Origin of the sequence: Thioclava sp. ES.031 (assembly GCF_002563775.1) — a bacterium.
Classification (GTDB): domain Bacteria; phylum Pseudomonadota; class Alphaproteobacteria; order Rhodobacterales; family Rhodobacteraceae; genus Thioclava.
In genome coordinates this window covers 3331028-3356076 of record NZ_PDJO01000001.1, presented here as the reverse complement: position 1 = coordinate 3356076, position 25049 = coordinate 3331028, and the positions used below count along the sequence as shown (strand labels likewise).

Annotated in this window: 28 protein-coding genes and 1 tRNA gene; 18 read left to right on the top strand and 11 right to left on the bottom strand. The window is 64.2% G+C overall.

Annotated features, from left to right (window positions below):
- Positions 1-151: 151 nt before the first annotated feature.
- From arsC to AXZ77_RS15875, 3 genes are read right to left on the bottom strand one after another with little or no spacing between them, the layout of a single operon-like run.
- Positions 152-481: an arsenate reductase (glutaredoxin) gene (gene arsC, locus AXZ77_RS15885; protein WP_098411901.1), complete on the bottom strand. Its 330-nt coding sequence runs from the start codon at positions 479-481 to the stop codon at positions 152-154.
- Complete coding sequence (locus AXZ77_RS15880; protein ID WP_098412584.1) at positions 472-1524, bottom strand: quinone-dependent dihydroorotate dehydrogenase; 1053 nt, start codon at positions 1522-1524, stop codon at positions 472-474. The genes arsC and AXZ77_RS15880 overlap by 10 nt, the downstream gene beginning before the upstream one ends.
- A gap of 5 nt (positions 1525-1529) precedes the next feature.
- Positions 1530-1868 (bottom strand): DUF952 domain-containing protein, encoded by a 339-nt coding sequence (locus AXZ77_RS15875; RefSeq protein ID WP_078600405.1) that lies wholly within the window; start codon positions 1866-1868, stop codon positions 1530-1532.
- Between the two features lie 79 nt (positions 1869-1947).
- On the opposite strand from AXZ77_RS15875, the gene AXZ77_RS15870 reads away from it, so the two are divergent.
- Both AXZ77_RS15870 and AXZ77_RS15865 read left to right on the top strand, forming a co-directional pair.
- Positions 1948-2616 (top strand): SOS response-associated peptidase, encoded by a 669-nt coding sequence (locus tag AXZ77_RS15870; protein ID WP_098411900.1) that lies wholly within the window; start codon positions 1948-1950, stop codon positions 2614-2616.
- 36 nt (positions 2617-2652) lie between these two features.
- A tRNA-Gly gene (locus AXZ77_RS15865) sits at positions 2653-2726 on the top strand.
- A gap of 106 nt (positions 2727-2832) precedes the next feature.
- Here AXZ77_RS15865 and hemP read toward each other — a convergent pair.
- The 3 genes from hemP to AXZ77_RS15855 all read right to left on the bottom strand — a co-directional run bounded on the left by hemP (position 2833) and on the right by AXZ77_RS15855 (position 4207).
- Positions 2833-2982: a hemin uptake protein HemP gene (gene hemP, locus AXZ77_RS15860; protein WP_075774069.1), complete on the bottom strand. Its 150-nt coding sequence runs from the start codon at positions 2980-2982 to the stop codon at positions 2833-2835.
- Positions 2979-3146, bottom strand: coding sequence for a hypothetical protein (locus tag AXZ77_RS19635; protein ID WP_158522126.1), 168 nt, complete (start codon positions 3144-3146; stop codon positions 2979-2981). The genes hemP and AXZ77_RS19635 overlap by 4 nt, the downstream gene beginning before the upstream one ends.
- Before the next feature lie 176 nt (positions 3147-3322).
- Positions 3323-4207: a glycosyltransferase family 2 protein gene (locus tag AXZ77_RS15855; protein WP_098411899.1), complete on the bottom strand. Its 885-nt coding sequence runs from the start codon at positions 4205-4207 to the stop codon at positions 3323-3325.
- A 151-nt stretch (positions 4208-4358) separates the two neighbouring features.
- Between AXZ77_RS15855 and miaB the strand changes: the two genes are divergently transcribed.
- Complete coding sequence (miaB, locus tag AXZ77_RS15850; RefSeq protein ID WP_098411898.1) at positions 4359-5681, top strand: tRNA (N6-isopentenyl adenosine(37)-C2)-methylthiotransferase MiaB; 1323 nt, start codon at positions 4359-4361, stop codon at positions 5679-5681.
- A 76-nt stretch (positions 5682-5757) separates the two neighbouring features.
- Here the strand turns inward: miaB and AXZ77_RS15845 are convergent, their stop codons facing one another.
- The gene (locus AXZ77_RS15845; protein ID WP_098411897.1) at positions 5758-6126 is read right to left on the bottom strand and encodes a hypothetical protein; all 369 of its coding nucleotides are present in this window, start codon (positions 6124-6126) and stop codon (positions 5758-5760) included.
- Between the two features lie 511 nt (positions 6127-6637).
- Between AXZ77_RS15845 and AXZ77_RS15840 the strand changes: the two genes are divergently transcribed.
- The gene (locus tag AXZ77_RS15840; protein ID WP_176536060.1) at positions 6638-7648 is read left to right on the top strand and encodes a PhoH family protein; all 1011 of its coding nucleotides are present in this window, start codon (positions 6638-6640) and stop codon (positions 7646-7648) included.
- A gap of 315 nt (positions 7649-7963) precedes the next feature.
- Here the strand turns inward: AXZ77_RS15840 and AXZ77_RS15835 are convergent, their stop codons facing one another.
- Entirely contained in the window at positions 7964-8212 is a 249-nt protein-coding gene (locus tag AXZ77_RS15835) for an accessory factor UbiK family protein (protein ID WP_098412583.1), read from the bottom strand.
- Positions 8213-8335: 123 nt separating this feature from the next.
- Between AXZ77_RS15835 and lgt the strand changes: the two genes are divergently transcribed.
- From lgt to AXZ77_RS15815, 5 genes are all read left to right on the top strand, one after another.
- Positions 8336-9241: a prolipoprotein diacylglyceryl transferase gene (lgt, locus tag AXZ77_RS15830; RefSeq protein ID WP_098411895.1), complete on the top strand. Its 906-nt coding sequence runs from the start codon at positions 8336-8338 to the stop codon at positions 9239-9241.
- Positions 9238-10320: a class I SAM-dependent methyltransferase gene (locus AXZ77_RS15825; protein WP_098411894.1), complete on the top strand. Its 1083-nt coding sequence runs from the start codon at positions 9238-9240 to the stop codon at positions 10318-10320. Before lgt ends, AXZ77_RS15825 begins: the two co-directional genes overlap by 4 nt.
- Positions 10321-10345: 25 nt before the next feature.
- Positions 10346-11098 (top strand): peptidoglycan editing factor PgeF, encoded by a 753-nt coding sequence (gene pgeF / locus AXZ77_RS15820; RefSeq protein WP_098412582.1) that lies wholly within the window; start codon positions 10346-10348, stop codon positions 11096-11098.
- 181 nt (positions 11099-11279) lie between these two features.
- Positions 11280-11435, top strand: coding sequence for a hypothetical protein (locus tag AXZ77_RS19630; protein ID WP_176536059.1), 156 nt, complete (start codon positions 11280-11282; stop codon positions 11433-11435).
- A 439-nt stretch (positions 11436-11874) separates the two neighbouring features.
- Positions 11875-12549, top strand: a complete 675-nt coding sequence (locus AXZ77_RS15815; protein ID WP_176536058.1) for a Hint domain-containing protein — start codon at positions 11875-11877, stop codon at positions 12547-12549.
- A gap of 126 nt (positions 12550-12675) precedes the next feature.
- Here the strand turns inward: AXZ77_RS15815 and AXZ77_RS15810 are convergent, their stop codons facing one another.
- Positions 12676-14493 carry a M3 family oligoendopeptidase gene (locus tag AXZ77_RS15810; protein ID WP_078542116.1) on the bottom strand — a complete coding sequence of 606 codons (1818 nt, stop codon included), beginning with the start codon at positions 14491-14493 and terminating at the stop codon, positions 12676-12678.
- Between the two features lie 218 nt (positions 14494-14711).
- On the opposite strand from AXZ77_RS15810, the gene AXZ77_RS15805 reads away from it, so the two are divergent.
- The 4 genes from AXZ77_RS15805 to AXZ77_RS15790 are packed head-to-tail and all read left to right on the top strand — an operon-like array spanning position 14712 to position 18658.
- Positions 14712-16124 carry a circularly permuted type 2 ATP-grasp protein gene (locus AXZ77_RS15805; RefSeq protein ID WP_098411892.1) on the top strand — a complete coding sequence of 471 codons (1413 nt, stop codon included), beginning with the start codon at positions 14712-14714 and terminating at the stop codon, positions 16122-16124.
- Positions 16125-16128: 4 nt separating this feature from the next.
- Complete coding sequence (locus AXZ77_RS15800) at positions 16129-17091, top strand: alpha-E domain-containing protein (protein WP_098411891.1); 963 nt, start codon at positions 16129-16131, stop codon at positions 17089-17091.
- Positions 17088-17900, top strand: a complete 813-nt coding sequence (locus AXZ77_RS15795) for a transglutaminase family protein (protein WP_098411890.1) — start codon at positions 17088-17090, stop codon at positions 17898-17900. The genes AXZ77_RS15800 and AXZ77_RS15795 overlap by 4 nt, the downstream gene beginning before the upstream one ends.
- A 32-nt stretch (positions 17901-17932) precedes the next feature.
- The gene (locus AXZ77_RS15790; RefSeq protein ID WP_098411889.1) at positions 17933-18658 is read left to right on the top strand and encodes a peptidase; all 726 of its coding nucleotides are present in this window, start codon (positions 17933-17935) and stop codon (positions 18656-18658) included.
- Here the strand turns inward: AXZ77_RS15790 and AXZ77_RS15785 are convergent.
- Both AXZ77_RS15785 and AXZ77_RS15780 read right to left on the bottom strand, forming a co-directional pair.
- Positions 18639-19622, bottom strand: a complete 984-nt coding sequence (locus AXZ77_RS15785) for an alpha/beta hydrolase (RefSeq protein ID WP_098411888.1) — start codon at positions 19620-19622, stop codon at positions 18639-18641. The two genes, AXZ77_RS15790 and AXZ77_RS15785, sit on opposite strands and share 20 nt — an antisense overlap.
- Positions 19622-19909: an SCP2 sterol-binding domain-containing protein gene (locus tag AXZ77_RS15780; protein WP_098411887.1), complete on the bottom strand. Its 288-nt coding sequence runs from the start codon at positions 19907-19909 to the stop codon at positions 19622-19624. Before AXZ77_RS15780 ends, AXZ77_RS15785 begins: the two co-directional genes overlap by 1 nt.
- A gap of 134 nt (positions 19910-20043) precedes the next feature.
- Between AXZ77_RS15780 and AXZ77_RS15775 the strand changes: the two genes are divergently transcribed.
- From AXZ77_RS15775 to AXZ77_RS15755, 5 genes are all read left to right on the top strand, one after another.
- Positions 20044-20547: a tetratricopeptide repeat protein gene (locus AXZ77_RS15775; RefSeq protein ID WP_246831868.1), complete on the top strand. Its 504-nt coding sequence runs from the start codon at positions 20044-20046 to the stop codon at positions 20545-20547.
- 19 nt (positions 20548-20566) lie between these two features.
- Complete coding sequence (locus tag AXZ77_RS15770) at positions 20567-23401, top strand: helicase-related protein (protein ID WP_098411886.1); 2835 nt, start codon at positions 20567-20569, stop codon at positions 23399-23401.
- Positions 23402-23410: 9 nt separating this feature from the next.
- Complete coding sequence (locus AXZ77_RS15765; RefSeq protein ID WP_098411885.1) at positions 23411-23701, top strand: RNA-binding S4 domain-containing protein; 291 nt, start codon at positions 23411-23413, stop codon at positions 23699-23701.
- 101 nt (positions 23702-23802) lie between these two features.
- Complete coding sequence (gene fdxA, locus AXZ77_RS15760) at positions 23803-24141, top strand: ferredoxin FdxA (RefSeq protein WP_078520521.1); 339 nt, start codon at positions 23803-23805, stop codon at positions 24139-24141.
- Positions 24142-24461: 320 nt separating this feature from the next.
- Positions 24462-24971, top strand: coding sequence for a CarD family transcriptional regulator (locus tag AXZ77_RS15755; RefSeq protein ID WP_075774088.1), 510 nt, complete (start codon positions 24462-24464; stop codon positions 24969-24971).
- The last annotated feature ends 78 nt before the right edge of the window (positions 24972-25049 follow it).

The window sequence follows — 25049 nt, the reverse complement described above, 5'->3', positions numbered from 1 at the left end:
AGACTTAAGGGAGAGGGGGCGCTGCCCCCATCTCCTCCGGAGATTCCCCCGTGATATTTTGGCCAAGGCGAAGAAGCTGTTTTGCTTCTCCTTGATTGAAATATCCCGGGGTGAACTCGGCGGAGCCGGAGAGGGGCAGCGCCCCTCAACCTTAAAGGATTTCGAGAACCGTCTCCGGCGGGCGACCGATGCGGGCCGCCGTCTCCGTCAGCACGAGCGGGCGTTCGATCAGTTTCGGATTGGCGCTCAGCGCCGCGAGGATTTCATTCTCATCGGCGTCTTTCGGCAGATCCGTATCCTTCCAGCGGATCATCGCGGCGGCGGGCTGTCCGAGTTTCATCAGCGCGTCCTGCAGCTCGGCCATGGTTGGCGGCGCTTTCTGGTAGTCGCGCACTTCGGGCGTGATCCCGCGCGCTTCGAGCAGCTTCAGCGTCTCGCGCGACTTCGAGCAGCGCGGATTGTGCCAGATCGTTACAGCCATTTGTCCCTCCCGGTGCCGATTGCCTCGGAAGCGCTGGCGAAGCCGTCGCGTTCCAGAAGCCGATCGAGGCCGCGCGCGATATCTGCCGCGAGCGAGAGGCCCGCGAAGACCATTGCGGTATAGAGCTGCACCGCCGAGGCGCCTGCGCGGATTTTCTCGTAGGCCTGCTCGGCAGAGCCCACGCCGCCCACGCCGATCAGCGGCAGCGCACCTGCGGTATGCTGCGACAGCTGCGCCAGAACGCGGGTCGATTTCTCGAACAAAGGCGCGCCTGAGAGGCCGCCCTGATCGGAGGGGTTGGGCGAGGTCAGGCCCTCGCGCGAGAGCGTCGTATTGGTCGCGATGATCCCGTCGATCCCGCTTTCCAGCGCGACTTCGGCGATCTCGGCCAGCTCCTCGGCGCTCAGATCGGGGGCGATTTTCAGGAAGACCGGAATGCGCCGTGCGAGGGTGTCGCGGGTCTCGATCACGCCTGCCAGCAGCGCCGAGAGCGCGGCTTTGCCCTGCAGGTCGCGCAGTTTCTCTGTGTTGGGCGAGGAGACGTTGACCGTCGCGAAATCCAGATGCGGACCGGCATGGGCCAGCACGGTCGCGAAATCTTTCGCGCGGTCGGCGGCATCCTTGTTGGCCCCGAGATTGAGGCCCACCGGAATGCCTTGCGGGCGCTTTGCCAGCCGCTCGGTGATCGGTCCCATGCCCTGATTGTTGAAACCAAAGCGATTGATCGCGGCGCGGTCGGCGGGCAGACGCCAGAGGCGCGGCGGAAGGTTGCCTTCCTGTGCGCGGGGCGTCGCGGCGCCCACTTCGAGAAAGCCGAAGCCTGCGCGCATCAGCTGCGGCACGGCCTCTGCGTTCTTGTCGAAACCTGCGGCGAGACCCACCGGATTGAGAAGCGACATCCCCGCCAGATCGGTCTTCAGCCGCGGCGAAGTGATCGGGCCGGGCAGCGGCGCGAGCCCCATCCGCAATGCGCGCAGCGACAGCCCATGCGCCTTTTCCGGGTCGATCTTGTGAAAAACCGCGAGGCCCGCGCGCTCGATCAGGGTGGTCACGACATTTCCTTCGGGAAGATATGGCCCGCAGCGCCGAGGGGCAGGGCGTGGTCCCAGACGACTTCGCTGAGATGCAGCGGGCGGTAGAGATGCGGGAAGAGCTGATCGCGGCGCGAGGGCTCCCATTTCAGATCTGCGCCCATCGCGGTGGAATCGAAGGCGACCAGCACCAGATCGGATTCGCCCGCGAAATGTTTCGCAGCCGTTTCGACGACCTGATCGGCGGTGGAGAAATGGATATAGCCGTCCGCGAGGTCGACCGGCGCGCCGAGCGTGTGCCCGGCTTCGCGAAATGCATCCCATTCGGGGCGGCGGAGGATTTTGTAAATCAACATGGCTTTCCCTTGCCCGAAAACGCGCCGTCCGGTCAAGCGTGGGGCTTGTGCTGCGCGCGTGGCGGCATAGCTTTGTGCCATGTGCGGACGTATGGCCAACACTCTTCCCGTCGATGCGATGGCGCGTCTGTTCAAGGCGGTGCCGGGCAATGACGTGCCGGGTGGCGAGCGGTTCAACATCTGCCCGACCCAGAGCCTGCCGGTCTGTGTCTCCGGTGAGGGGCAGCGGCAGTTGCGGGCGATGCGCTGGGGCTTCATCCCACATTGGTACAAGACGCCGACGGACGGGCCTTTGCTGATCAATGCGCGGTCCGAGACGGTGGCGGAGAAACCCGCATTCCGCGCGGCGATCCGGTCGCGGCGCTGCCTGATCCCGGCGGACGGGTTTTATGAATGGCATCGCGAGGAGGAGGCGAAGCTACCTTTCTACGTCTCACGCAAGGACGGCGCGCCGATGGTGTTTGGCGGGCTCTGGCAGGATTGGGAGAAGGGCGGCGAGTTGCTGACCACCTGCGCCATCGTGACCTTGCCGGCGGGGCCAACGCTCGCTCCGATTCATCACCGCGAGCCGCTGGTTCTCGAGCAAGCCGATTGGGCGAAATGGCTGGGCGAGGAAGGCCATGGCGCGGCGACCCTGATGCAGCCGAGGCCCGAGGGCATATTGCAGGCGTGGCGCGTGGGGCAGGAGGTCAATTCGAACCGCGCCTCGGGGCCGGGTTTGCGCGAACCGCTTGCCGATCCCGCTTGAATGGTGCGGCGTGGACCGCTAAGGAGAGGCCAGAGCGCGGGTGTAGCTCAATGGTAGAGCCGCAGCCTTCCAAGCTGAAGACGTGGGTTCGATTCCCATCACCCGCTCCATTCCCCCAAGATCACAGCGATACGCGTCTTCGAGACGAAAAATCCGCCCGAGGGGCGATCGGGCGGCTTCAGACGTTCGGGATATGTGGGTGGCGCAGGACTGCGCTCATTTGGTCAGGATCAGCTTGCCCGCCTTGGTGATGCGCAGCGTATAGACCTGACCGTCCAGCACGATATGGGCGAGGTTGCCCTTGCCGGTCAGCACCTCTGCGTCATGGACGGGCAGGGCGTTGGCGAAGCTCTCATTGATGCTCATCTGCGGCCTCCCTCGATCCGGTCGAGCGTCGCTTCGAGCGCGCTCTGGCCCGGGGGGAAGCCGCTGCACAGCGCCTCGACGATGTCGCGCAGGCTCAGCGGCGGATCGATATCAACATGCGTGTCGGCCCGGTATCGGGGGCCGGGGGAAGAGGGGCGTTTCATCTCCGGTCTCCATCTCGCGAAAACGGCTCGTCGGGGATCGACTGGCTGATGAAAATAACCTGAGTGAAATGATCGGAATTGTAAAGGCGATTCTTTTACTAAGGAATTGCACAGGTGACCCTGCACCTGTGCAGACATAGTTCGGGAACCGAAGGGGGATCAGTTGGCGGTGTGGATCAGAACCACTGGCCGGGTTCGATGAGGCCCAGATCCATGAGCTGCTGGCTCGACCAGTTGAAGCGTTCGGAATTGACCCAGGTGAAGCTGTGCACGTCATAGGTCGATCCGGGATTGAACTTCAGCGCTTTCGCGACCCGGAACGAGGCGGTGGCACAGGTCAGGTTATGGTGCCACGGGCAGGAATAGGTGTTGTATTCCTCGTCGTTGAACGTGTGGTCGGGGCGCAGCTTCAGGCCGGGCTTGGCGCGGAACAGGGCGATCCGGTCGATCTTGCGACGCTGGGCGGGGACATGCTCCTCGAAGCGCCACCGCAGCCCGCCGAAGAAATCCAGCTGCCGCTCTTTCGGGTGGTCGTGGTTCTCGGGATCGAGCCGGGCCAGCGCGTAATAGCCTGCCTTGTCGAACATCGCGTTCTCGGTATCGACGCCGTTCGGATGCGCCTCCAGATCGCCGGTATAGAGGTCGATCACATAGCTCAGCATCGAGGCGCGGCGTTCTTCGGTATGAAAGCTCAGAACCTCGCCGATCGAGCGGCTCTCGCAGAAGGGGAAGAACAGGTACTCGGCGTTGAAGCAGTAATAGAGCCACGTTCCCGCAGGCACGGCCGCGATGATCGGGTTGATCGCGAGGGGGGCGGCGTCGCGGCGATTCAGCTCGAAATCGATGCGGTAGATTTTCGTCGGGCTGTCGGCGGCCAGATCGTCCGGCAGGTCCATCGCGGCATGACCCAGAACCAGCAGCACCGGAAACCCGAGGTCGACATGGTGGCGGATCGTGCTCTCCAGCTCGACCCCGTCTTCCGCGAGGATCACGCCGACCGGGCCTTTGGACAGCGCCGCGCTCTTGCGGGTGAGAAAATCGATCAGCGAGGAATATTTCATGCCCGATGCGGCCCTTTCGCGGGGTCTTCGGGCGCAGGATCGGGGAAGGCCCGCATGAAATCAAGCCTTTACGGCCCGCGCCATGCGCGACCTTGCGGGAAAGGGTGATTTGGCTGTATCAGGCCCGCTGGAAAGACGCGCGAGGATTGGCATGAGCGACGCTCCGAAAAAGCTGCATATCAAAACCTATGGCTGTCAGATGAATGTCTATGACAGTGAGCGCATGGCCGAGGCCATGGGCGCCAAGGGCTATGAGCTGACCGACGATGTGGGCGCGGCGGATATGGTGCTGCTCAACACCTGCCATATCCGCGAGAAGGCGGCCGAGAAGGTCTATTCCGATTTGGGCCGTCTGCGTCCTTTCAAGGAGGCCAAGCCCGATCTGAAAATCGGTGTCGCGGGCTGTGTCGCGCAGGCCGAGGGGGACGAGATACTGCGGCGCTCGGATCTGGTGGATCTGGTCGTGGGCTCGCAAAGCTATCACAAGCTGCCCGAACTGGTCGCGCGGACCGATAATGGCGCGCGCCCCGTCGAGACCGAGTTTCCTCTGGAAGACAAGTTCGACCATCTGCCCGCACGCCCCGTGCAGGCGCGCCCGACCGCCTTCCTGACGGTGCAGGAAGGCTGCGACAAGTTCTGCGCCTTCTGCGTGGTGCCTTACACGCGCGGGGCCGAGGTTTCGCGCCCGGCGGACAAGATCCTGCGCGAGGCGCGGGCGCTGGTCGAGAAAGGCGTGCGCGAGATCACGCTGCTGGGTCAGAACGTCAACGCCTATCACGGGGAAGGTGAGGGGGGTGACTGGTCGCTCGCGCGGCTGGCCCGGTCGCTCGCCAAGATCGATGGGCTTGAGCGCATCCGCTACACCACCTCGCACCCGAACGACATGGAAGACGATCTGATCGCGGCCCATGGCGACGAGCCGAAGCTGATGCCCTATCTGCATCTGCCGGTGCAATCGGGCTCGGACAAGATCCTCAAGGCGATGAACCGCAAGCATACGGCGGAGAGCTATATCCGCCTGATCGAGCGCATTCGCGCCGCGCGCCCCGACATCGTGATCTCGGGCGATTTCATCGTGGGCTTCCCCGGCGAGACCGTTCAGGATTTCGAGGACACGATGGCGCTAATCCGCGAGGTCAATTACGGCATGGCCTATTCGTTCAAATACTCGCCGCGCCCGGGCACGCCCGCGGCTGGCGCGAAAGGCGCGGTGCCTGCAGAGGTCGCCGATGCGCGGCTGCAAGAGCTTCAGGCGCTTCTGACCTCGCAACAGCGGGCCTGTCAGGAGAGCATGATCGGGCGCGAAGTGAACGTGCTTTTTGAGAAGCCCGGGCGGCTGGACGGCCAGTGGGTCGGCAAGTCCGATTACCTGCAGGCGGTCCATGTCTCGGGCGAAGGGCTTAGCCCCGGCGTTCTGGCGAAGGTGCGGATCACCGGGACGGCGCCGAATTCGCTGGCGGGCGAGTTGATCTGACCTCTCGTCGCGTTGACGCCTCAAATGAAAAGGGCCGCGTGATCCGCGGCCCTTTTTGATTGGGAAAGCTGGCCGATCAGTTCGGGCCGGGCGGATCGTTCGCGATCGCTTTCAGAAGCTCCTTACGCAGGCCTTCCGGGTTGCCCACGAGGCTCTCGTTCTTGCAGATCTGAGTCGCGAGGCCGTTCGCATCGCCGTAATCGTAGCCGAACGCCACCAGATCATCGACGAAGCTGCCCTGCGGGTGATCCCAGATCGTCTCACGCCACGGACCGCGGAAGCAGTCGATATGAATCTGTTGCTTGCGGGTCGGGCCACAGACGGTCTTGTTGTTGACGTGATCACGCCCGACCGGGCCGGTGTAGCAGCTCGTACCGGCCTGGGCGGCGCCAGCGAATGCCATACCGGTGAGCAGCGCGGCGGCGGTGATTGCAATGGTCTTCATCTCTCGAGACTCTCCTGATCGGGCAGCGGGATTACATACGGCGCTCAGAATCTCTCCGATCCTGGCTCCGTCTGTGCGCAGTTTGCCCTGAACGAACCCAAATTGGCGAGAGTTTGTCGATATTTGCCGGGTTTGTGGGAACAATAGCCAAAAAAGTCGGCGGGTGTTCCGCTTGCTGCGACAGTTCTCGCGCTAGGGTTGTGGGGCGTTTGGCTTTTGCCGCGCGATTCTGCGCCACGGAGGCCCTTTTTTGCAGCCAGCGATTCGGCGGTCATGATGCGGTGCGGCGAAGAGGTGGCATTCTCGATCGGCGTATCGGTGCGCAGCCCCTTGCGAAACCGACTTCGCCTAATAAATAGGCAATGCGGCCAAGCGGAACCGCGCCTGCGTTTTTTGGTTTCAGTTTGATGAAATTCGCCGCCGCGCCTAGGAGGGCGGGAAACCAGTGCTTGCGTGAATCCCCCGAGGCAGGCACCATATCTTTACCAAACCAGCTAAGGAGACTCTGTATTTGGGCTTCAGCGCGATCACACCCCCGCCTCGCTCTCAGGATGCTCACGAGACGCTTCTTGAGTTCCCCAACAACCGGCTGCTGATCGATCTTTGCGGTGAATTCGACCGCAATCTGGCCCAGATAGAGCACAAACTTCAGGTTCATATCCTGCGGCGTGGCAACCAACTGGCCGTGGTGGGCGAGCCCGAAGCGCAATCGCAAGCCGCCGCCGTGCTGCATCAGCTGTATCAACGCCTCGAACAGAACAAGCAGATCGACGCCGAAGAAGTCGATGCGGCGCTGCGCATGGCCGATCTGGGCGGCACCGGGACCACGGTCGACGAGCAGCTCGAGATGTTCGAGGCGGGCAAGTTCGAGATCCGCACCCGCAAGAAGCAGGTCGAGCCGCGCACCGAGGCGCAGAAAGCCTATGTGAAGCATCTCTTCGAGCACGAGCTGGCCTTCGGGATCGGGCCTGCGGGCACCGGCAAGACCTATCTCGCGGTGGCCGTGGGTGTGACCATGCTGATCGGTGGTCATGTCGACAAGATCATCCTGTCGCGTCCGGCCGTCGAGGCGGGCGAGCGTCTGGGCTTCCTGCCCGGCGACATGAAGGACAAGGTCGATCCCTATATGCAGCCGCTCTATGACGCGCTGAACGACTTCCTGCCAGCCAAGCAGCTCGCAAAACTGCTGGAGGAGAAGCGGATCGAGATCGCGCCGCTCGCCTTCATGCGCGGCCGCACGCTGTCGAACGCCTTCGTGGTGCTGGACGAGGCTCAGAACGCCTCGACCATGCAGATGAAGATGTTCCTGACCCGTCTGGGGCAGGGCTCGCGGATGGTCATCACCGGCGACCGCTCTCAGGTAGACCTGCCGCGCGGGATGCCCTCGGGCCTTCAGGATGCGGAGCGCATCCTCGGCCATGTCGAGGGGATCAGCTTCAACTACTTCACCGCGAAAGACGTGGTGCGTCACCCGATGGTCGCGAAGATCATCGACGCCTACGACAAGGCGGAAGGCGAGTAAGGCCGCGAGGCTTTCGACGGAGATTCAATCTGCCCGCGCCTCGGCGCGGGCATTTTGGTTTGTGGTGATGTGTCTGGAAGTCTGACAGAGGGACGCGCCCGAGCCTCGGGTGGGCGCCTTACTCCGCATTGTGGCCGGGCAGTTTATCCCGCAAGCCCGTAAGTCGGATGTGCCCGCGCTGACATCGCCAATGCGCCCTCCCGGGGGGAGGGTCGGGCGCGGCCCGGGGCTGGTCGCCCCGTGCTAAGAGGGCGGCTTTAACGAAAAACGCCCGGCCATTCGGACCGGGCGTTTTCAAATTCCATCGCGAAGAGTTCAGCTCTCGGACTTGCCTTCGAGCGCCTTGATGCGGGCCTTCAGCGCCTCGTTTTCCTCGCGCGCTTTCTGCGCCATCGCACGCACCGCGTCGAATTCCTCGCGGGTCACGAGGTCGCGGTCGGCCAGCCAGCGGTCCATCCAGCTTTTCATCGCCGTCTCGGCCTCGTCCTTCGCGCCTTGGGCCACGCCCATCGCGTTGGTCATCAGCTTGGACATTTCGTCGAACATCTTGTTGGGCGGCTGCATCGGCATCCCCTTGCGGTCAATTTTTGCTTCCCTGTCTATATGGGCCCCGGCGGTCCCGCTGGCAAGGTTGACTTCCCGGCCTGCGCAGGGCTTTCTCGCGGCGATTTCTGACAGGAGACCGCCTTGCTGCCTCTCGCCATTCCCTTCCCCGATTTCGATCCGGTCGCCATCACGATCCCCGGTCTCGGCCTGCCGATCCGCTGGTATGCGCTGGCCTACATCGCGGGGCTGATCGCGGGCTGGCAGATCATCGTGGCGCTTATGAAGCGCGATACGCTCTGGCCTCAGAACCGCTCGCCGATGGAGCACGGCAAGGTCGAGGACCTGCTGACGGCGGTGATCATCGGCGTGGTTCTGGGCGGGCGGCTTGGCTTCATCCTGTTCTATGAACCGGCTTGGTATCTGGCCCATCCGCTCGACATCGTGAAGGTCTGGCAGGGCGGCATGTCCTTCCACGGTGGTTTCTTGGGCACTCTGCTCGCGGGTTGGTGGTTCGCGCGACGGCATGACGTGCCCAAGCTGAAACTGGCCGATGCGATGGCGCTGGTCGCGCCGATCGGGTTGTTCCTCGGGCGGATCGCGAATTTCATCAAGCCGGAGCTTTGGGGGCGTCCCACGGACGTGCCGTGGGGCGTGATCTTCCCCGGTGAGCTGGCGCAGACCTGCCTCGGGATCGCGGGGCAGGTGGATGGCACCTGCGCGCGCCATCCTTCGCAGCTCTATGAGGCGGGGCTGGAAGGGCTGCTGCTCGGGCTGATCCTGTGGAGCATGGTTTGGTTCGGCCGCTCGCTGAAGCGCCCAGGCCTGAGCCTCGGCGTGTTCCTGATGGGCTATGGTGCCGCGCGCGCCTTTGTCGAGCTGTTCCGGCAGGGCGATCCGCAATTTGTGACCCTCGGCAATCCCTACGGCCATGTGATCCGCTTCACCGATGGCTGGGGGCTGACGATGGGGCAGGTGCTGTCGCTGCCGATGATCGCGGTGGGGCTGTATTTCGTGATCCGCGCGCTTCGGGCGCCGAAAGCCTCGTGACCCCGCTGGGCGACATCCTTGCCGCGCAGATCGCGGCGGAGGGGCCGATGCGGCTCGACCGTTATATGAGCGCCTGCCTGCTGCATCCCGAGCATGGCTATTACGCCACCCGCGATCCGTTCGGGCGCGCAGGCGATTTCATCACTGCGCCGGAGATTTCCCAGATGTTCGGCGAAATGCTGGGGCTGTGTCTGGCGCAGGCGTGGCTCGATCAGGGCCGGCCCGCGCCCTTCGTGCTGGCCGAGGCAGGGCCGGGGCGTGGCACGCTGATGGCCGATATGCTGCGTGCGATGAAGGCCGTGCCGGGGATGGTGGAGGCCGCACAGGTCCATCTGATCGAGGCCTCGCCCACCTTGCGCGAGATCCAGCGCGCGACGCTCGCGCCGCATCAGATCACGTGGCACGAGACGATCGACGGCCTGCCCGAGAGGCCGATTTTCGTCGTCGCGAACGAGTTTCTCGACGCGCTGCCGATCCGGCAGTTCCAGCGGGACGGCGACGGCTGGGCCGAGCGGCAGGTAGGGCTGTCCGACGACGGCACGCTGACGCCCGGCCTCGCGCCGCCGTCGCGCCTCGAGGCGTTGGAGCCGCGCATGGCCGACACCGCACCGGGCGACGTGGTCGAGACCTGTGCGGCTGCGGTGAACTTCACCGAGACGCTGGCTGCGCGGATTGCAAACCAAGGCGGCACGGCGCTGCTGATCGACTATGGCAACTGGCATTCCAAGGGTGACACGTTTCAGGCGCTCAAGGGCCATGAGCCTGTCGATCCGTTTGCGGAGCCCGGCGAGGCGGACCTGACCGCCCATGTCGATTTCGAGCCTCTGGCGCAGGCCGCGCAAGACGCGGGGGCCGCCGTCTCGGGCATGACCGCGCAGGGCGTTCTGCTGGAGCGGCTGGGCATCACGGCACGGGCGCAGCGCCTCGCGGAAGCGTTATCGGGGGCCGCGCGCGAGACCCATATCGCCGCGCATCGCCGCTTGACCCATCCCGAGGAAATGGGTCACCTGTTCCAAGCTCTGGCGATTGTCGCACCCGCTGCGCCGCTGCCGCCGGGGTTCGATCCGAAGACCATCTGAGCTATTGAGGAACGCGATGTCGACGATGCTCGAAATTCTGACCTCACCCGCCTTGGGAACCGTGAAGCACGGGTTCTTCACACGCAAAGGCGGCGCGTCCTCGGGCATTTTCGCGGGGCTCAACTGCGGTCCCGGCTCGTCGGATCAAAGCGAGGCGGTGCGCACCAATCGCGCCCGCGCGGCCGATGCGATGGGCGTGGAGCTGAACGCGCTGCAAGGCGTCAATCAGGTGCATTCGCCCGATGTCGCCGTGATCGAAGAGATTACCGATCCGCCGCCGCGCGCCGATGCGGCCGTGACCAAGGTGCCGGGCATCGCGATTTCGATCCTGACCGCCGATTGCCAGCCGGTGCTGTTCTCCGACCCGAAAGCGGGCGTTATCGGCGCGGCCCATGCGGGCTGGCGCGGCGCGATGGAGGGGGTGCTGGAGAACACGCTCGACGCGATGGAGCGCTTGGGCGCGCATCGCGAGGACATTACGGCGGTGATCGGGCCGTGCATCTCGGTCCATTCCTACGAGGTCGGCGAAGACTTCATGGAGCAGTTCCTGATGGAGGACATGGACTACAGCCGCTTCTTCTCGCCCGGCCCCTCGGGCAAGCCGCATTTCGACCTGCCGAGCTTCTCGCTGCACCGGCTGCGCGAGGCGGGCGTCGGCGAGGCGGAATGGATGCGCCGCTGCACTTATCAGGAGCCTGAGCGTTTCTATTCCTACCGCCGCACGACCCATGCGGGCGAGGCCGATTACGGGCGTCTGCTCTCGGCGATCCGGCTCTGATCTGGGCGCGCGGGCGGCGCTCTGCGCGGGGCCGACAGGTTCGCTGAAACAATCGACCTTGCCGCATTCTTTCGTTTCCTTGCGCGAAAAAATCCAACTCCCGCCCCATGCTGGCCCCATTGCGCGGGCAAAACAGTCCCGAACCGGATCGAAAACGATCTCGAGACGAGGGGACAAAGACATGAACAAAACTCAACCGACCCGCCGCTGGATGAAAGCCGCCGTGGCTTCCGCACGCGACTGCGACACGCGGATGCCCTGGGCCCGCAAGGCGCGCCCTTCGCAGGCCAGCCGCGCTGTGGCGTCTGCCTCGCGCCGGGTCAGCGCCGCACAGTGAGCTCCCTTCTCGCGCGGCGATCGTAATTGGTCATGCTGATCGCCGCGCGAGACCTGGCCGGGCGCTGCCACGCCCGGCCATTTTCATCACCCGTCTCCAGTGTCTCTGGGGGCGGGTGATTCGCTTTGAATGTGGTGAGATTGTGGCGGTTTGTGCGCGGTGGAGAAACGTGCCGTTGGGGCAGGGGCTGACTGCTTGGCGATCACGCGACAATCGCTTCAATAATTTGACGCCTGTGCAGGTTTTAGCCATGTTGTGAGCGTCTCTCTGCAACCGGTGGGGGCCGATGCAGCCGTGAGAAGACCGAAAGGCCTATCGCATGAATCTACCCCACCGGACGGCAGCTGCCGCGCTACGTCCCACCGAAACCGAACCGCCTTTGCCGCGCCCTTTGCGTGCGAGTCCGAACGCGCCGAAACGCGCCCTACGCGCCTCCGCGATGACCCGCCGCTACGCCGCGTGGTGGCTGGAGGCGAACGGCTTCATCGAAGAAACATCCCGCGTCGCCCCGGCGATCCCGCTGTTCGAAGAGGCGTTTTCGGCCTTGGCGCGCGGTGCCGTGATCGCGACCGAGGAAGGCCCGATCTCGGTTGAGGATCTGGTGCCCGGGATGCGGGTTCTGACCGCCGATGAGCGGGTCGAGACCGTCACCTGGAAAGGCTCGATGACAATGTTCCCGGCGGCGAAGGACGTGGCCGCGCGGATGATCCGCGTGACCGCCGAAGCCTTCGGACATGGCCGTCCGTCGCAGGATCTGGTGCTGGGCCCGCATGCGCGGATCTGCCTGCGCGATGCCCGGCTGCGCGGACGCTTGGGCATCGAGGCGGCCTATGCGCCGATCGCGGCCTTCGTCGATGGGGTGAGCGTCATCGAGGTTACGCCGATCTCGCCGGTCTCCGCCTATCATCTGGTGCTGGAGCAGCACGGCTCGCTCAAGGTCGGCGGCATGGAGGTCGAGAGCTTCCACCCCGGCGAAGGGTTCGAGCGGACGATCGACCCGCGGATGGCCGAGCTGTTCCTCGCGCTGTTTCCGCAGATGGACAAGCTGCGCGAATTCGGCCCGATCGCCGCGCCGCGGCTGACCCGTTTCGAGGTCGAAGAAATGCTGATCTGACCGGGGCCTGTAAGGGGTAAAGGTTCCGGTTGGCGATGACTGTGCTTGTGGGGAGACAGTCACGGAAACGCCGCGCGTTGAGAACCTCGCGCGGCGTTTTTTCGTCTTGAGACAGGCGAGGGAGGATTACTCCTCCATCGCCTCCAGCTCGTCGATGAAGCCTTCGATCATCGACAGGCCCTTGTCCCAGAAGGCCGGGTCGGACGCGTCGAGGCCGAAGGGCGCGAGCAGTTCCTTGTGGTGCATCGAGCCGCCCGCTTCGAGCATCGCGAAATACTTGTCCTGGAAGCCCTCGGGCGCGGCCTCGTAGGCGGCGTAGAGCGCGTTCACCAGGCCGTCGCCGAAGGCGTATGCATAGACGTAGAAGGGCGAGTGGACGAAGTGCGGGATGTAGGACCAGAAGGTCTCATAGCCCTCCATGAACTCGAATGCCGGGCCGAGGCTTTCGCCCTGCACCGACATCCACAGCGCGTTGATATCCTCGGGCGTCAGCTCCCCTTCGGCGCGGGCCGCATGCAGCTTGCACTCAAAATCATAGAAGGCGATCTGGCGGACGACCGTGTTGATCATGTCCTCGACCTTGCCGGCCAGAAGCGTCTTGCGCTCTTCCTTGGTTTTCGCGGCAGCCAGCAGCTTGCGGAAGGTCAGCATCTCGCCGAACACCGAGGCCGTCTCGGCCAGCGTCAGCGGCGTGTTGGCCAGCATCTCGCCCTGTTTCGCGGCCAGCACCTGATGGACGCCGTGGCCCAGCTCATGCGCCAGCGTCATCACGTCGCGCGGTTTACCGAGGTAGTTGAGCATCACATAGGGGTGGACGGTCGTCACGGTCGGATGCGCAAAGGCACCCGGCGCCTTGCCCGGTTTCACGCCCGCATCGATCCAGCCTTTGTCGAAGAAGGGCTGCGCGATGTCGGCCATGCGCGGATCGAAGCCGGAATAGGCGTCCAGCACGGTGTCCTTCGCCTCGTCCCACATGATGTCGCGCGGGGCCTCGGTGGGCAGCGGCGCGTTGCGGTCCCAGATCTGCAGCTTGTCGAGGCCGAGCCATTTCGCCTTCAGCTTGTAGTAGCGATGCGACAGGCGCGGGTAGGCGGCGACCACGGCGTCGCGCAGCGCCTGCACGACTTCCGGCTCCACGTCGTTCGACAGGTGGCGACCGGTCTGCGGCGTCGGCATCTTGCGCCAGCGATCCTCGATTTCCTTTTCCTTCGCCAGCGTGTTGTGGATGCGCGAGAAGGTGCGGATGTTCTCGCCGAACACATTCGCCAGCTCTTTCGCCGCCGCTTCGCGCTTTTCGCGGTTGTGGTCGGAGAGAAGGGTGGTGGTGGCCTCGAGGCTCAGCTTTTCGCCCTGCACCTCGAATTCCAGCGCGGCGGTGGTCTCGTCGAACAGACGGTTCCACGCGGCGGCGCCGACGACCGACTGGTCGTGCAGGAATTTCTCCAGCTCGTCGGAGAGCTGATAGGGCTTCATCGCGCGCATCCGGTCAAACACCGGCTTGTAGCGGGCGACCTTCGAATCGGCGAAGACGGCCTCGTAGGTCTCGTCCGGGATGCGGTTGAATTCGAGGCTGAAGAAGACGAGCGGCGTGGTGTAGGTGGTGATCTTGTCCTGCGCGTCGGACAGCAGCTTCACCCGCGCCGGGTCGGTCGTGTTCTGGTAATAGCGCAGGCCCGTATAGGACATCACGCGGCCCGCTTTCTCGTCGATCTCCTCGTAGCGCTTGATGCACTCTGCCATGCCCGCGGCATCGAGATCGGCCAGTTTGCCTTCGTAATCGGCGGCGAACTCGGCGCAGGCTTTTTCCAGCCACGCCATGTCCTTGGTCAGTTCCGGCGCGTCGGGCGCGGGATAGAGATCGCTCAGATCCCATTCGGGCAGATCGCCGAACGCCCCTGCATTTGAATTCGCATCGAAAACTGGGCGGCGGGGTGTGAGCGTCATGAGGTTCCTCGTGTCTGATCGGTTGCTTTCCAGATAGGGTCAGGGGCGCCATCCTGACAAGGGCGCGGGGCTGCTCGGCACTGCACAATTTTGCGGCAGATGCTATGAAATGAACTTTTCCCTGACGCGGCGCGTTGCATAACATCGGCCATCGCCTTTTACTCGGGGGGTACAGGGCCTAGACATAAATAAAAGACTAGGGGGACTTAACCGGCGCGATGACAGAGTATTTCAACGAGATGTTCGACGGCGGCCAAGTGCGTCAGCCCTATACCGGGCTCGACGGCTGGATGCGCGAAATGCCGTCCGAGCTGCGCGCGATGAAGCAAGCCGAAGCCGAGGCGCTGTTTCGCAGGATCGGCATCACTTTCGCCGTCTATGGCGAGGGTGGGGATCCCGACCGTCTGATTCCTTTCGACATGTTTCCGCGCGTTTTCACCCAACCCGAATGGCGCAAGCTGGAGCGTGGCATCAAGCAGCGCGCCCGGGCGCTGAACGCCTTTCTGCTCGACGTCTACGGGCGCGGCGAGATCGTGCGGGCGGGGCGAATCCCGGCGCGGCTGGTCTATCAGAACGACGCTTACGAGCGCGCGGTCTCGGGCTTCATTCCGCCGCGCGGGATCTACAGCCATATCGTTGGGGTCGATCTGGTGCGCACCGGGCCCGATCAGTTCTATGTGCTCGAAGATAACTGCCGCACCCCGTCGGGCGTCTCCTACATGCTGGAGAATCGCGAGATCATGATGCGCATGTTCCCGCAGCTGTTCCGCGAGAACCGGATCGAGCCGGTGGATGGCTATTCGGATGCGCTCCGCCGCACCTTGGCCTCGGTCGCGCCGACGAAATGCGAGGGCGAGCCGACGGTCGCGATCCTCACGCCGGGCCATTTCAACTCGGCCTATTACGAGCATTCCTTCCTCGCTGACCTGATGGGTGTCGAATTGGTGGAGGGGCCGGACCTGTTCTGCGAGGGCGGCTTCTGCTGGATGCGCACGACGGAAGGCCCGAAGAAACTCGATGTGATCTATCGCCGGATCGACGACGCTTTCCTCGACCCGCTCTGCTTCCGCCCGGATTCAATGCTGGGCATTCCGGGGCTGATGGATGTCTACCGCTCGGGCGGCGTTTCGATCTGCTCGGCACCCGGTGCGGGCGTGGCCGACGACAAGGCGATCTATACGTTCGTGCCGGAAATGGTGCGCTTCTATCTGGGCGAAGAGCCGCTTTTGGAAAACGTGCCGACCTGGCAATGCGCCAAGAAGGACGATTGCAAATACGTTCTCGAAAACCTCTCCGAACTGGTGGTGAAGGAAGTTCACGGCTCGGGCGGTTACGGGATGCTCGTCGGTCCGAAATCGACCAAGGAGCAGATCGAGAATTTCCGCCACAAGATCGAGGACAACCCGGAGAACTACATCGCCCAGCCGACGCTGGCGCTGTCGACCACGCCGACCTTCGTGGAAGAGGGCGTGGCGCCGCGTCACGTCGATCTGCGGCCCTATTGTCTCGTGGGCGAGAAGGTCGAGCTGGTCCCCGGCGGGCTGACCCGCGTCGCGCTGACCGAAGGGTCGCTCGTCGTGAACTCCTCGCAGGGCGGGGGCGTGAAAGACACCTGGGTTTTGGCGGAGTGATCGGATGCTGAGTAGAACCGCTGAAAACCTGTTCTGGGTCGCGCGCTACATGGAGCGCGCGGAAACGATGGCACGGCTTCTGGAGGTCGGCGCGCGGATCGCGCTGACGCCCTCGACCGGGCATGGCTACCGCTCGGAATGGGAGAGCCTGCTGCAAGCCTCGGGCACTGCCGACGGTTTTTCCGAGAAATACGGCGACCCGGTGCAGCGCAATATAGAGAGCTACCTTTTCTTCGATCGCGACAACCCGTCCTCGGTGATTTCCTGCATCGAACGGGCACGGGAAAACGCCCGCATCGTGCGCACGGCGATCACCGGTCAGGTCTGGGACACGCTCAACACGGCGTTTCAGGAGATCCGCCAGATCGAGCGTCAGCCGCGTTCGGAATGGGAGATTACCGAGCTCTGCGAGTGGGTGACCCGGCAATCCGCGCTCCTGCGGGGCGCTATGGACGGCTCGATGCTGCGCAATGACGGGTTCTTCTTCATGAATCTCGGCTATGCGCTGGAGCGGGCCGACAACACCGCGCGCCTGATCGACGTGAAGTATTTCGTGCTGCTGCCTTCGGTGGAGATGGTGGGCTCTGGCCTCGACAATTACCAATGGCAGGTGCTGTTGCGCGCGCTGCAATCCTACCGCGCCTTCCACTGGGCCTATGGCGGTGAGTTGACGGCGTCGAAGATCATGCACTTCCTGATCCTCAACCCGGCCAGCCCGCGCTCGCTGATGTCGGCGACGCGCAAGGCGATGCACCATCTCGACAATCTCGAAAGTTTCTACGAGGTCGCGCCGGGCACCGGCCTGCCGCAGATGCGCGCCAAGGCGCTGATGACCGAGCTGAACCAGACCAAGGTCGCCGAAATTGTCGACGAGGGGCTGCACGAGTTCCTCACCCGCTTCATCGGCGAGATCGGGCAGCTCACCGCGCTCGTTCAGCAAACCTACCTGTCGGGAGATGCGCGATGATCCTCACCGTCAACCATGTCACCACCTATGATTACGACGCGCCGATGGGCGCTGCGGTGCAATCTTTGCGCATGTTCCCCTCGCGCTTCGAGGGCCAGCGCGTGATCGAATGGGATGTCGCGGTCGAAGGCGGTCTCCGCGGTGGGTCGTTCCGTGATGGCGCGGGCGACCGTGTCGAAGGCTGGTCGATCCGTCCGCCGGTCGACGAGGTCGCGATCACCGTGAAAGGGCAGGTCGAGACGTTCGATACCTCGGGCGTGCTGCGCGGCCATCGCGAGCTGGTGCATCCGATGGCATACCTGCGCGAGACCGTCGCGACCTGGATCGACGACAGTCTGGCGGCGCTGGCGGAAGAGGCCATTTCGGGGGCGACGGAAGATCTCAACCGGGCGCATCGCCTGAGCGCCGCGATCTCCGAGGCGATCGAGTACAAGCCGGGGGCCACCCATTCCCACACCACCGCCGCCGAGGCGCTGGCACAAGGCGAGGGCGTCTGTCAGGACCATGCCCACGCGCTTGTCGCCGTGGCCCGCTCGGTCGATCTACCAGCGCGCTATGTCTCGGGCTATCTGTTCGCGACAGATGACGGCACGCCGCACGAGGCCGCCCATGCCTGGGGCGAGATCTGGGTCGCGGGGATCGGCTGGATCGGCTTCGATCCGGCGAACAAATGCTGCCCCGATGAGCGCTACATCCGCCTCGGCTCCGGGTTGGATGCGCGCGAAGCCGCGCCGATCCGTGGCATCACCCAAGGCTCGGGTGAGGAGCGACTGCACGTCACAGTTGCCTTGGACCAAGTCCAGCAATAGATTGCGCGCTTGTCACGGATCAGGGAACGAACATGACCTATTGCGTAGGCCTCTTGCTGAACGAGGGGATGGTGCTGCTGTCGGACACGCGGACGAATGGCGGGCTCGATAACATCGCGACCTATCGCAAGATGTTCACCTTCGAGGAGCCCGGCGAACGGGTGATCGCGATCATGACCGCGGGCTCGCTCTCGGTCACGCAAACGACGCTGGCGCGGCTGCGCGAAGCGGCCGATGCGAGCGACGCGACGGGCGACAGTTCAATCATGGAAGCGCCGACGATGCTGAAAGTGGCCGAGATCATCGGCAACACGATGGCGGGCGTGCGCAAGGACATCACGAGCCGCATGGATGCCGAGCGGGTCTCGACCTCGGCTTCGATGATCGTCGCGGGCCAACGCGCGGGCGGCGAGATGCGGATGTTCCTGATCTACCCGGAAGGCAACTTCATCGAGGCGACCGAGGACACGCCCTTCCTGCAGATCGGCGAGCATAAATACGGCAAGCCGATCCTCGATCGCGTCGTGCGTCCCGACACCAACCTGATCGACGCTCAGAAGGCGGTGCTTCTGTCGATGGATTCGACGCTGCGCTCGAACCTCTCGGTGGGCATGCCGCTCGATCTGGCGGTGATCAAGAAGGACGACTGCCGGATTTCCAGCCAGCGCCGCATCGAGGCGGGCGACAGCGATTTCGCGGAAATGTCGGAAGCCTGGTCGAACGCGCTGCGCGACAGCTTCACGCAGATTCAGCTTTGACCGGCTCGCGGGCCTCCAGCCCGCCCGCCGCGTCGAACAGTGCGGCGCAGCCGTCGTAGAAGCGTTTCCGCGTCGCGGGGATTTCCATCATCAATTCGTGCTCGGCGTCCGGGATCACGTCCAGCGTGCCTTTCGGCCAGCGTCCCATCCGGTCATGGACCGCGGGCGTGTGCACGATCTTCTCCACCCCGCCCAAGCCGCAATAGCAGGGCAGATCGGGGGAGGGCAGCGCCGCCAGCGCCTCGCATTCCAGCAGGCTTTCGGCGACCCAGTGGATCGTCGGGCCGGCCAGCGTCAGTTCGGGATGTTTCGCGGCGTGTTCGACCAGCCAGGCCCACATCTCGGGATCGCGGGTCAGACGGTTCGCCTCGAAGCTGTCGCGATAAACGTAAGTGGTGCCGTTCATGCCGGGCGGATAGCTGTTCGCAAGGAAACCGTCGCCCAGCAGGTTCGCGAGCACGATCCGGAACGGGTGCAGCACCGGCGAGGTGGCGATCCCCCACATCGGCGCAGAGAAAGCGACCGCGTTGAAGCGGTGGTGCTCGTGCATCACCGCGCGCAGCGCGATCGCGCCGCCCATCGAGTGACCCACGATGTAATAGGGTTGCGGCAGGCCCAGCTCGTCCGCGGCGGCGATCACCGCGTGCAGATCCCACTGGTAGTCCTGCAAGCCGCCGACATGGCCCTTTTCGGGCGCGTCGGGCAAAAGCCGGTCGGCCAAGCCTTGCCCGCGCCAGTCGATGGCGAGCATGGCATAGCCCCGGGCCGCGAATTCCGCGGCCGCAGGGCCGTATTTCTCGACATATTCGGTGCGTCCGCATCCCAGAAAGACCGTGCCGCGTGGTTGGGGAGGTGCTGGCCAATGTGCGAAACGTATCCGCACACCATCTTCCGCCGTGAGCCAGTAGGCCGCGCCCCCCTCGGGGCCGCGCGCGATCTCTTCGAAAAGCGGGGCGCGTTCCATCAGGCGAGCGCCGCACCCAGCTGCATGGCGAGGCCCATCGAGCCGTCGACCGAAAGCTTGCCGGACATGAAGGCCGCGGTGGGGTTCACATCGCCGTTGAGCATGCCTTCGAAGGTCTCGCGATCTGCGGTCAGAACGACTTCCGCGTCGTCGTCGCCTGCGCGCACGCCGTTCTCGTCGGCAATGATCGAGCCTTCATCCTCGATCACGAATTTTGCAGTCGAAGAAAACCCATCGGGCAGTTTCGCCCGCAGCGCCTCAACGGCCTTGTCGATAACCTCGCTCATCGCGTCCTCCAATTTTGATGGCCGGGCTCTCGCATTCTCCGGCAATTGCATTACAGTCATGATTTATGTGGCAGCGATTTGACAGATACAAATGTGTCGTCACGGCATTTTGCTTTTCGGCGATGCTGGGAACAATGGCGGCATTCCCCGCCAGCGCCGAAACTGCGGGGCTCGAGCCGTATTTCAAAGAGTTGGCCGATCCGAACGATCCGGGCTGGTCGCGGGCCGAGGCGGACATCCGCAGGGCGTGGTCGCGCTCGGGATCGGCGGCGATGGATTTGCTGTTCAAACGCGGCGAGGACGCGCTGGACGCGGGCGACACCGAGGCCGCGATCGAGCATTTCACGGCGCTGACCGATCATGCCCCCGATTTTGCCGCTGGCTGGAACGGGCGGGCGACGGCCTATTTCATGGCCGGGCTCTACGGACCCTCGGCGGCGGATATCGCGCGCACCCTGAAGCTGGAGCCGCGTCATTGGGGCGCGCTTGCCGGGCTGGGGGCGATCCTCGAAGAGATGGGCGACGACAAGCGTGCGCTTGAGGCCTATCAGAAGTCTTTTGCCTTGAATCCGCATCAACAGGATGTGAAAGACGCCATTGCGCGCCTCGATAAGGCGCATCAGGGCACGGCTCTTTAAGGGCTGGAACGGAGCTGCGATGCAAGGCGGGCGGATCACGGCCGTTCTGGGGCCGACCAATACAGGCAAAACCCATTACGCAATCGAGAGGATGCTGGCGCATCGCACCGGCGTCATCGGGCTGCCGCTGCGGCTCTTGGCACGCGAGGTCTATGACCGGATCGTGGCGCAGCGTGGGCCTTCGGTCGTGGCGCTGGTCACCGGCGAAGAGCGCATCGTGCCCGAGCGCACGCAATATTGGGTCTGCACGGTCGAGGCGATGCCGACGGGGATCGGGGCCGATTTCCTTGCCATCGACGAGATCCAGCTCTGTGGCGACCCCGAGCGGGGGCATGTCTTCACCGATCGGCTGCTGCATGCGCGCGGGCTGCACGAGACGCTGTTCCTCGGCTCCGAGACGATGCGCGGGGCAATCGCGGCGCTGGTGCCGAAGGTGCAGTTCACGAAGCGCGAGCGGTTTTCCGAGCTGACCTATTCCGGCTCGAAGAAAATCTCGCGGATGAAGCCGCGCTCGGCCATCGTGGGGTTCTCGGTCGAGAATACCTATGCGATCGCGGAACTGATCCGCCGCCAGAAGGGTGGCTGCGCGGTGGTGATGGGGGCGCTGTCGCCCCGCACCCGCAATGCGCAGGTCGAGATGTATCAAAATGGCGACGTAGATTATCTGGTCGCCACCGATGCGATCGGGATGGGGCTCAACCTCGATATCGACCATGTCGCGTTTTCGGCGACGTCGAAATTCGACGGGCGGCGGATGCGTCCGCTCTTCCCGCATGAACTTGCGCAGATCGCAGGCCGGGCAGGGCGCCACACCACCGATGGCACGTTCGGCGTGACGGGCGAGGCGCGCCCGCTGCAGCCCGAGGTGATCGACGCGATCGAGAACCACCGCTTCGCACCGCTGCAGCGTCTGCAATGGCGCAATGCGCGGCTCGAATTCGGCACCGTGGACCGGCTGATCCAATCGCTCGACGCGCGGCCAGAGGGCGAATGGCTGACGAAGGGGCGCGAGGCCGACGATGCGCGCGCGCTCAAGGTGCTGTCTGACGATCCGGCGATCCGCGACCGCATCACCAGCCCAAAGGATGTGCAACTCCTCTGGGATGTCTGCCGAATCCCCGATTTTCGTTCGATTTCCGAGGCCGAACATGCAACGCTTCTGGCGCGCATCTTCGAGTTCCTGCAATCGGGCAAGGGCGTGCCCTCGGACTGGCTTGCACGTCAGATCGAGCGTATCGACAGGACGGGCGGCGATATCGACACGCTCTCGCGTCGTCTCGCCTTCATCCGCACATGGACCTATGTTGCGCAACGCAAAGGGTGGGTCGATGATGAAAGCCATTGGCGCGAGGCGACCCGCGCTGTAGAAGACCGCCTGTCGGACGCGCTGCATGGCGCGCTGACGCAAAGATTTGTGGACCGGCGCACCTCTGTGTTGATGCGCCGGCTCAAGCAGAAGGAGACCCTCGTGGCCGAGGTGAACGACAAGGGCGAAGTGACGGTTGAAGGCGAATTCGCGGGCCGTTTGGAAGGATTCCGGTTCAAGCAGGACGAGACCGGCTCGCCCGACGAGGCGAAGATGCTTGCCCGCGCGGCCTACGAGGCGCTTGCGCCCGAGTTCAGCCTGCGCGCGGACCGCTTCTACAATGCCCCCGATACGGAGATGGATTTCACCGAGCAGGGCGGGCTGATGTGGGGCGAGACCGCTGTCGGCAAGCTGGTGAAGGGGCCCGATCTGCTGAAGCCGACCGTGCAGGCGTTCGTCGATGACGAGGCGGGCGCGGATGTGGCCGAGAAGGTCACGCGCCGTCTGCAGCATTTCATCGACCGCAAGGTCGCGGCCCTGTTCGAGCCGCTTCTGGCGATGAGCCGCGACGAAGAGCTGACGGGCCTCGCCCGTGGCTTCGCGTTCCGCATGGTGGAATCGCTGGGCATCATCCCGCGCGAGCAGGTCGCCGCCGAGGTGAAGGATCTCGATCAGGATGCGCGTGGCAGCCTGCGCAAGCACGGCGTGCGCTTCGGTCAGTATACGATTTTCATGCCCGCGCTTCTCAAACCCGCGCCGACGCGGCTGCGGCTGGTGCTGGCCTCGCTGTGGTCGGGCGCGGATGAATTCCCCGAAAGCCCGCCTCCGGGCCTCGTGACGATCCCGAATATCGACGCGTTCGATGCCGAGACCTACCGCCTGTCGGGCTACCGTCCCTCGGGCGCGCGGGCGATCCGGATCGACATGCTCGAACGTCTCGCCGATCTGCTGCGCACGCAGGACAGCCGCGGCGGGTTCGAAGCCAATCCGGACATGCTCTCGATCACCGGCATGACGCTGGACCAGTTCGCCGATCTGATGGGCGGTCTGGGCTACAAGGCCGAGAAGGGCGAGCGCGCGAAGGTGAAAGCCGCCGATCTCGAGAAGGCCGAAGAGCAAGCCGGTGCCGAGGCGCTCAAGACCGAGCAGGCCGATGAGGCGAAAGCCGAGGCCGGCGGCGGCGAGCAGCCTGCCGAGACCCATCCCGAGGCGGAGGCTGCGGCCGAGGCCGGCGGCGACATGGTGGCGGCCGGTGACGTGGCCAGCGACGAGGTCGAGGTGTTCTACACCTTCACCTGGGCGCCGCGTCCGCGTGGCAACCGTCCGCCGCGCCGCGAACAGGGGCAGGGTGGCAAGCCCGGTGGCGACCGTGGCGAGCGCAAGGGTGGCGGCGGCAAGCCGCATGGCAAGCGCGACGGTCACAAGGGCAAGAAGGGTGGCAAGCCGCAAGGTGCGCGCAACTTCGAGGCCCGTCCGCCGAAGAAGGATAAGCCGGTCGATCCGGACAACCCCTTCGCGGTTCTGGCAGCCCTCAAGGACAAGAAGTAACGACCCGCCATGGCTGACGCGCCCGAGCGCATCCGCATCGACAAATGGCTCTGGCAGGCGCGGTTCTGTAAGACCCGCGGCCTCGCGCAGGAGCTGGTGCAGGGTGGCAAGGCGCGCGTCAACGGTCAGCGCATCGACAAGCCCGGCCGAGCGATCGGTCCGGGCGACGTGCTGACGCTCAGGCTTGGCAAAGGGCAGGACGCGCGGATCTGCGTTTTGCGGGTGCTGGACTGCGGCACGCGGCGCGGTCCGGCGGTCGAGGCGCAGGCGCTTTACGCATTGCTCGAACCGGACGGGTAGGCTGTGCGGAATGCCGCAGCGAAAAGCTCGGGCTCTCTCTTGAAAGAGGGGGCATCCCCCGCTAGGACGGGTCAGGAAGCTGTTCAATCGGGGTTTCACCAATGACCTACGTCGTCATCGATAACTGCATCAACTGCAAATATACCGACTGCGTCGAGGTCTGCCCGGTGGATTGCTTCTACGAGGGGGAGAACACCTTGGTGATCCATCCTGACGAATGCATCGACTGCGGCGTCTGCGAGCCGGAATGCCCCGCCGATGCGATCCGTCCGGATACCGAGCCGGGAATGGAATCCTGGGTCGAACTCAACCGGAAATATTCCGAACTCTGGCCGGTGATCACCCAGAAGAAAGATCCGATGCCGGACGCCGAGAAGCATGACGGCGAGAGTGGCAAGCTGGAGAAGTATTTCTCCGAGGCCCCCGGCGAAGGCGACTGACGGGTCGGTGATTCTGACCAATTTGCCCGATTCTGAGCGAATTGGGGCGGTTTACGCTGCGGCAATCTGTCAAAATGCGCCGCATAACCCACTGAAATCGTATGATATTACCCATGCGCGACAGTAAGGCGCTTTGAAATGCGCGCGATTTTTGCTATATTACTGTTACAAAATGAGTTCGACCCCACCTTCTGCGGTGCCTGCTCGCCCGCAAAAGAGATCTCGTGACTGACTGACGAACGCGGAGCTATTCAGCTCCGTGGGCGTCCTATGCTCGCTGGATACCGGGGTTCGTGACCGGCTGCAAGGAAACGAACCGCATGACCAAGACCAAGAAGACCGAATTCCGCCCCAACGATTTCGTCGTCTACCCGGCGCATGGCGTGGGGAAAATCATGTCCATCGAAGAACAGGAAATCGCCGGGCTCAAGCTCGAGCTTTTCGTGATCTCCTTCGAGAAGGACAAGATGACCCTGCGTGTGCCGACGCATAAGGCGACCGAAGTCGGGATGCGCAGCCTCTCCTCGCCCGACATGGTGACCAAGGCGCTTGAGACCCTCAAGGGCAAGGCGAAGGTCAAGCGGGCGATGTGGTCGCGCCGCGCGCAGGAATACGAACAGAAGATCAACTCGGGCGACCTGCTCGCGATCGCTGAAGTGGTGCGCGACCTGCACCGCAGCGACGATCAGCGCGAGCAGTCCTACTCGGAGCGTCAGCTCTATGAAGCCGCGCTCGAGCGTCTGACCCGCGAAGTCGCCGCCGTTTCGGGCACCGACGAAGAGCGTGCCGCGAAGACCGTCGACGAGGTTCTGGTCGGCCGCGCCGCCTGATCCCGACAATAGCGGAACTTTTCCAACGCGAGGCTTGCGGGCCTCGCGTTTTTTCATGCGCGCAGGGCAGGGGGGAGG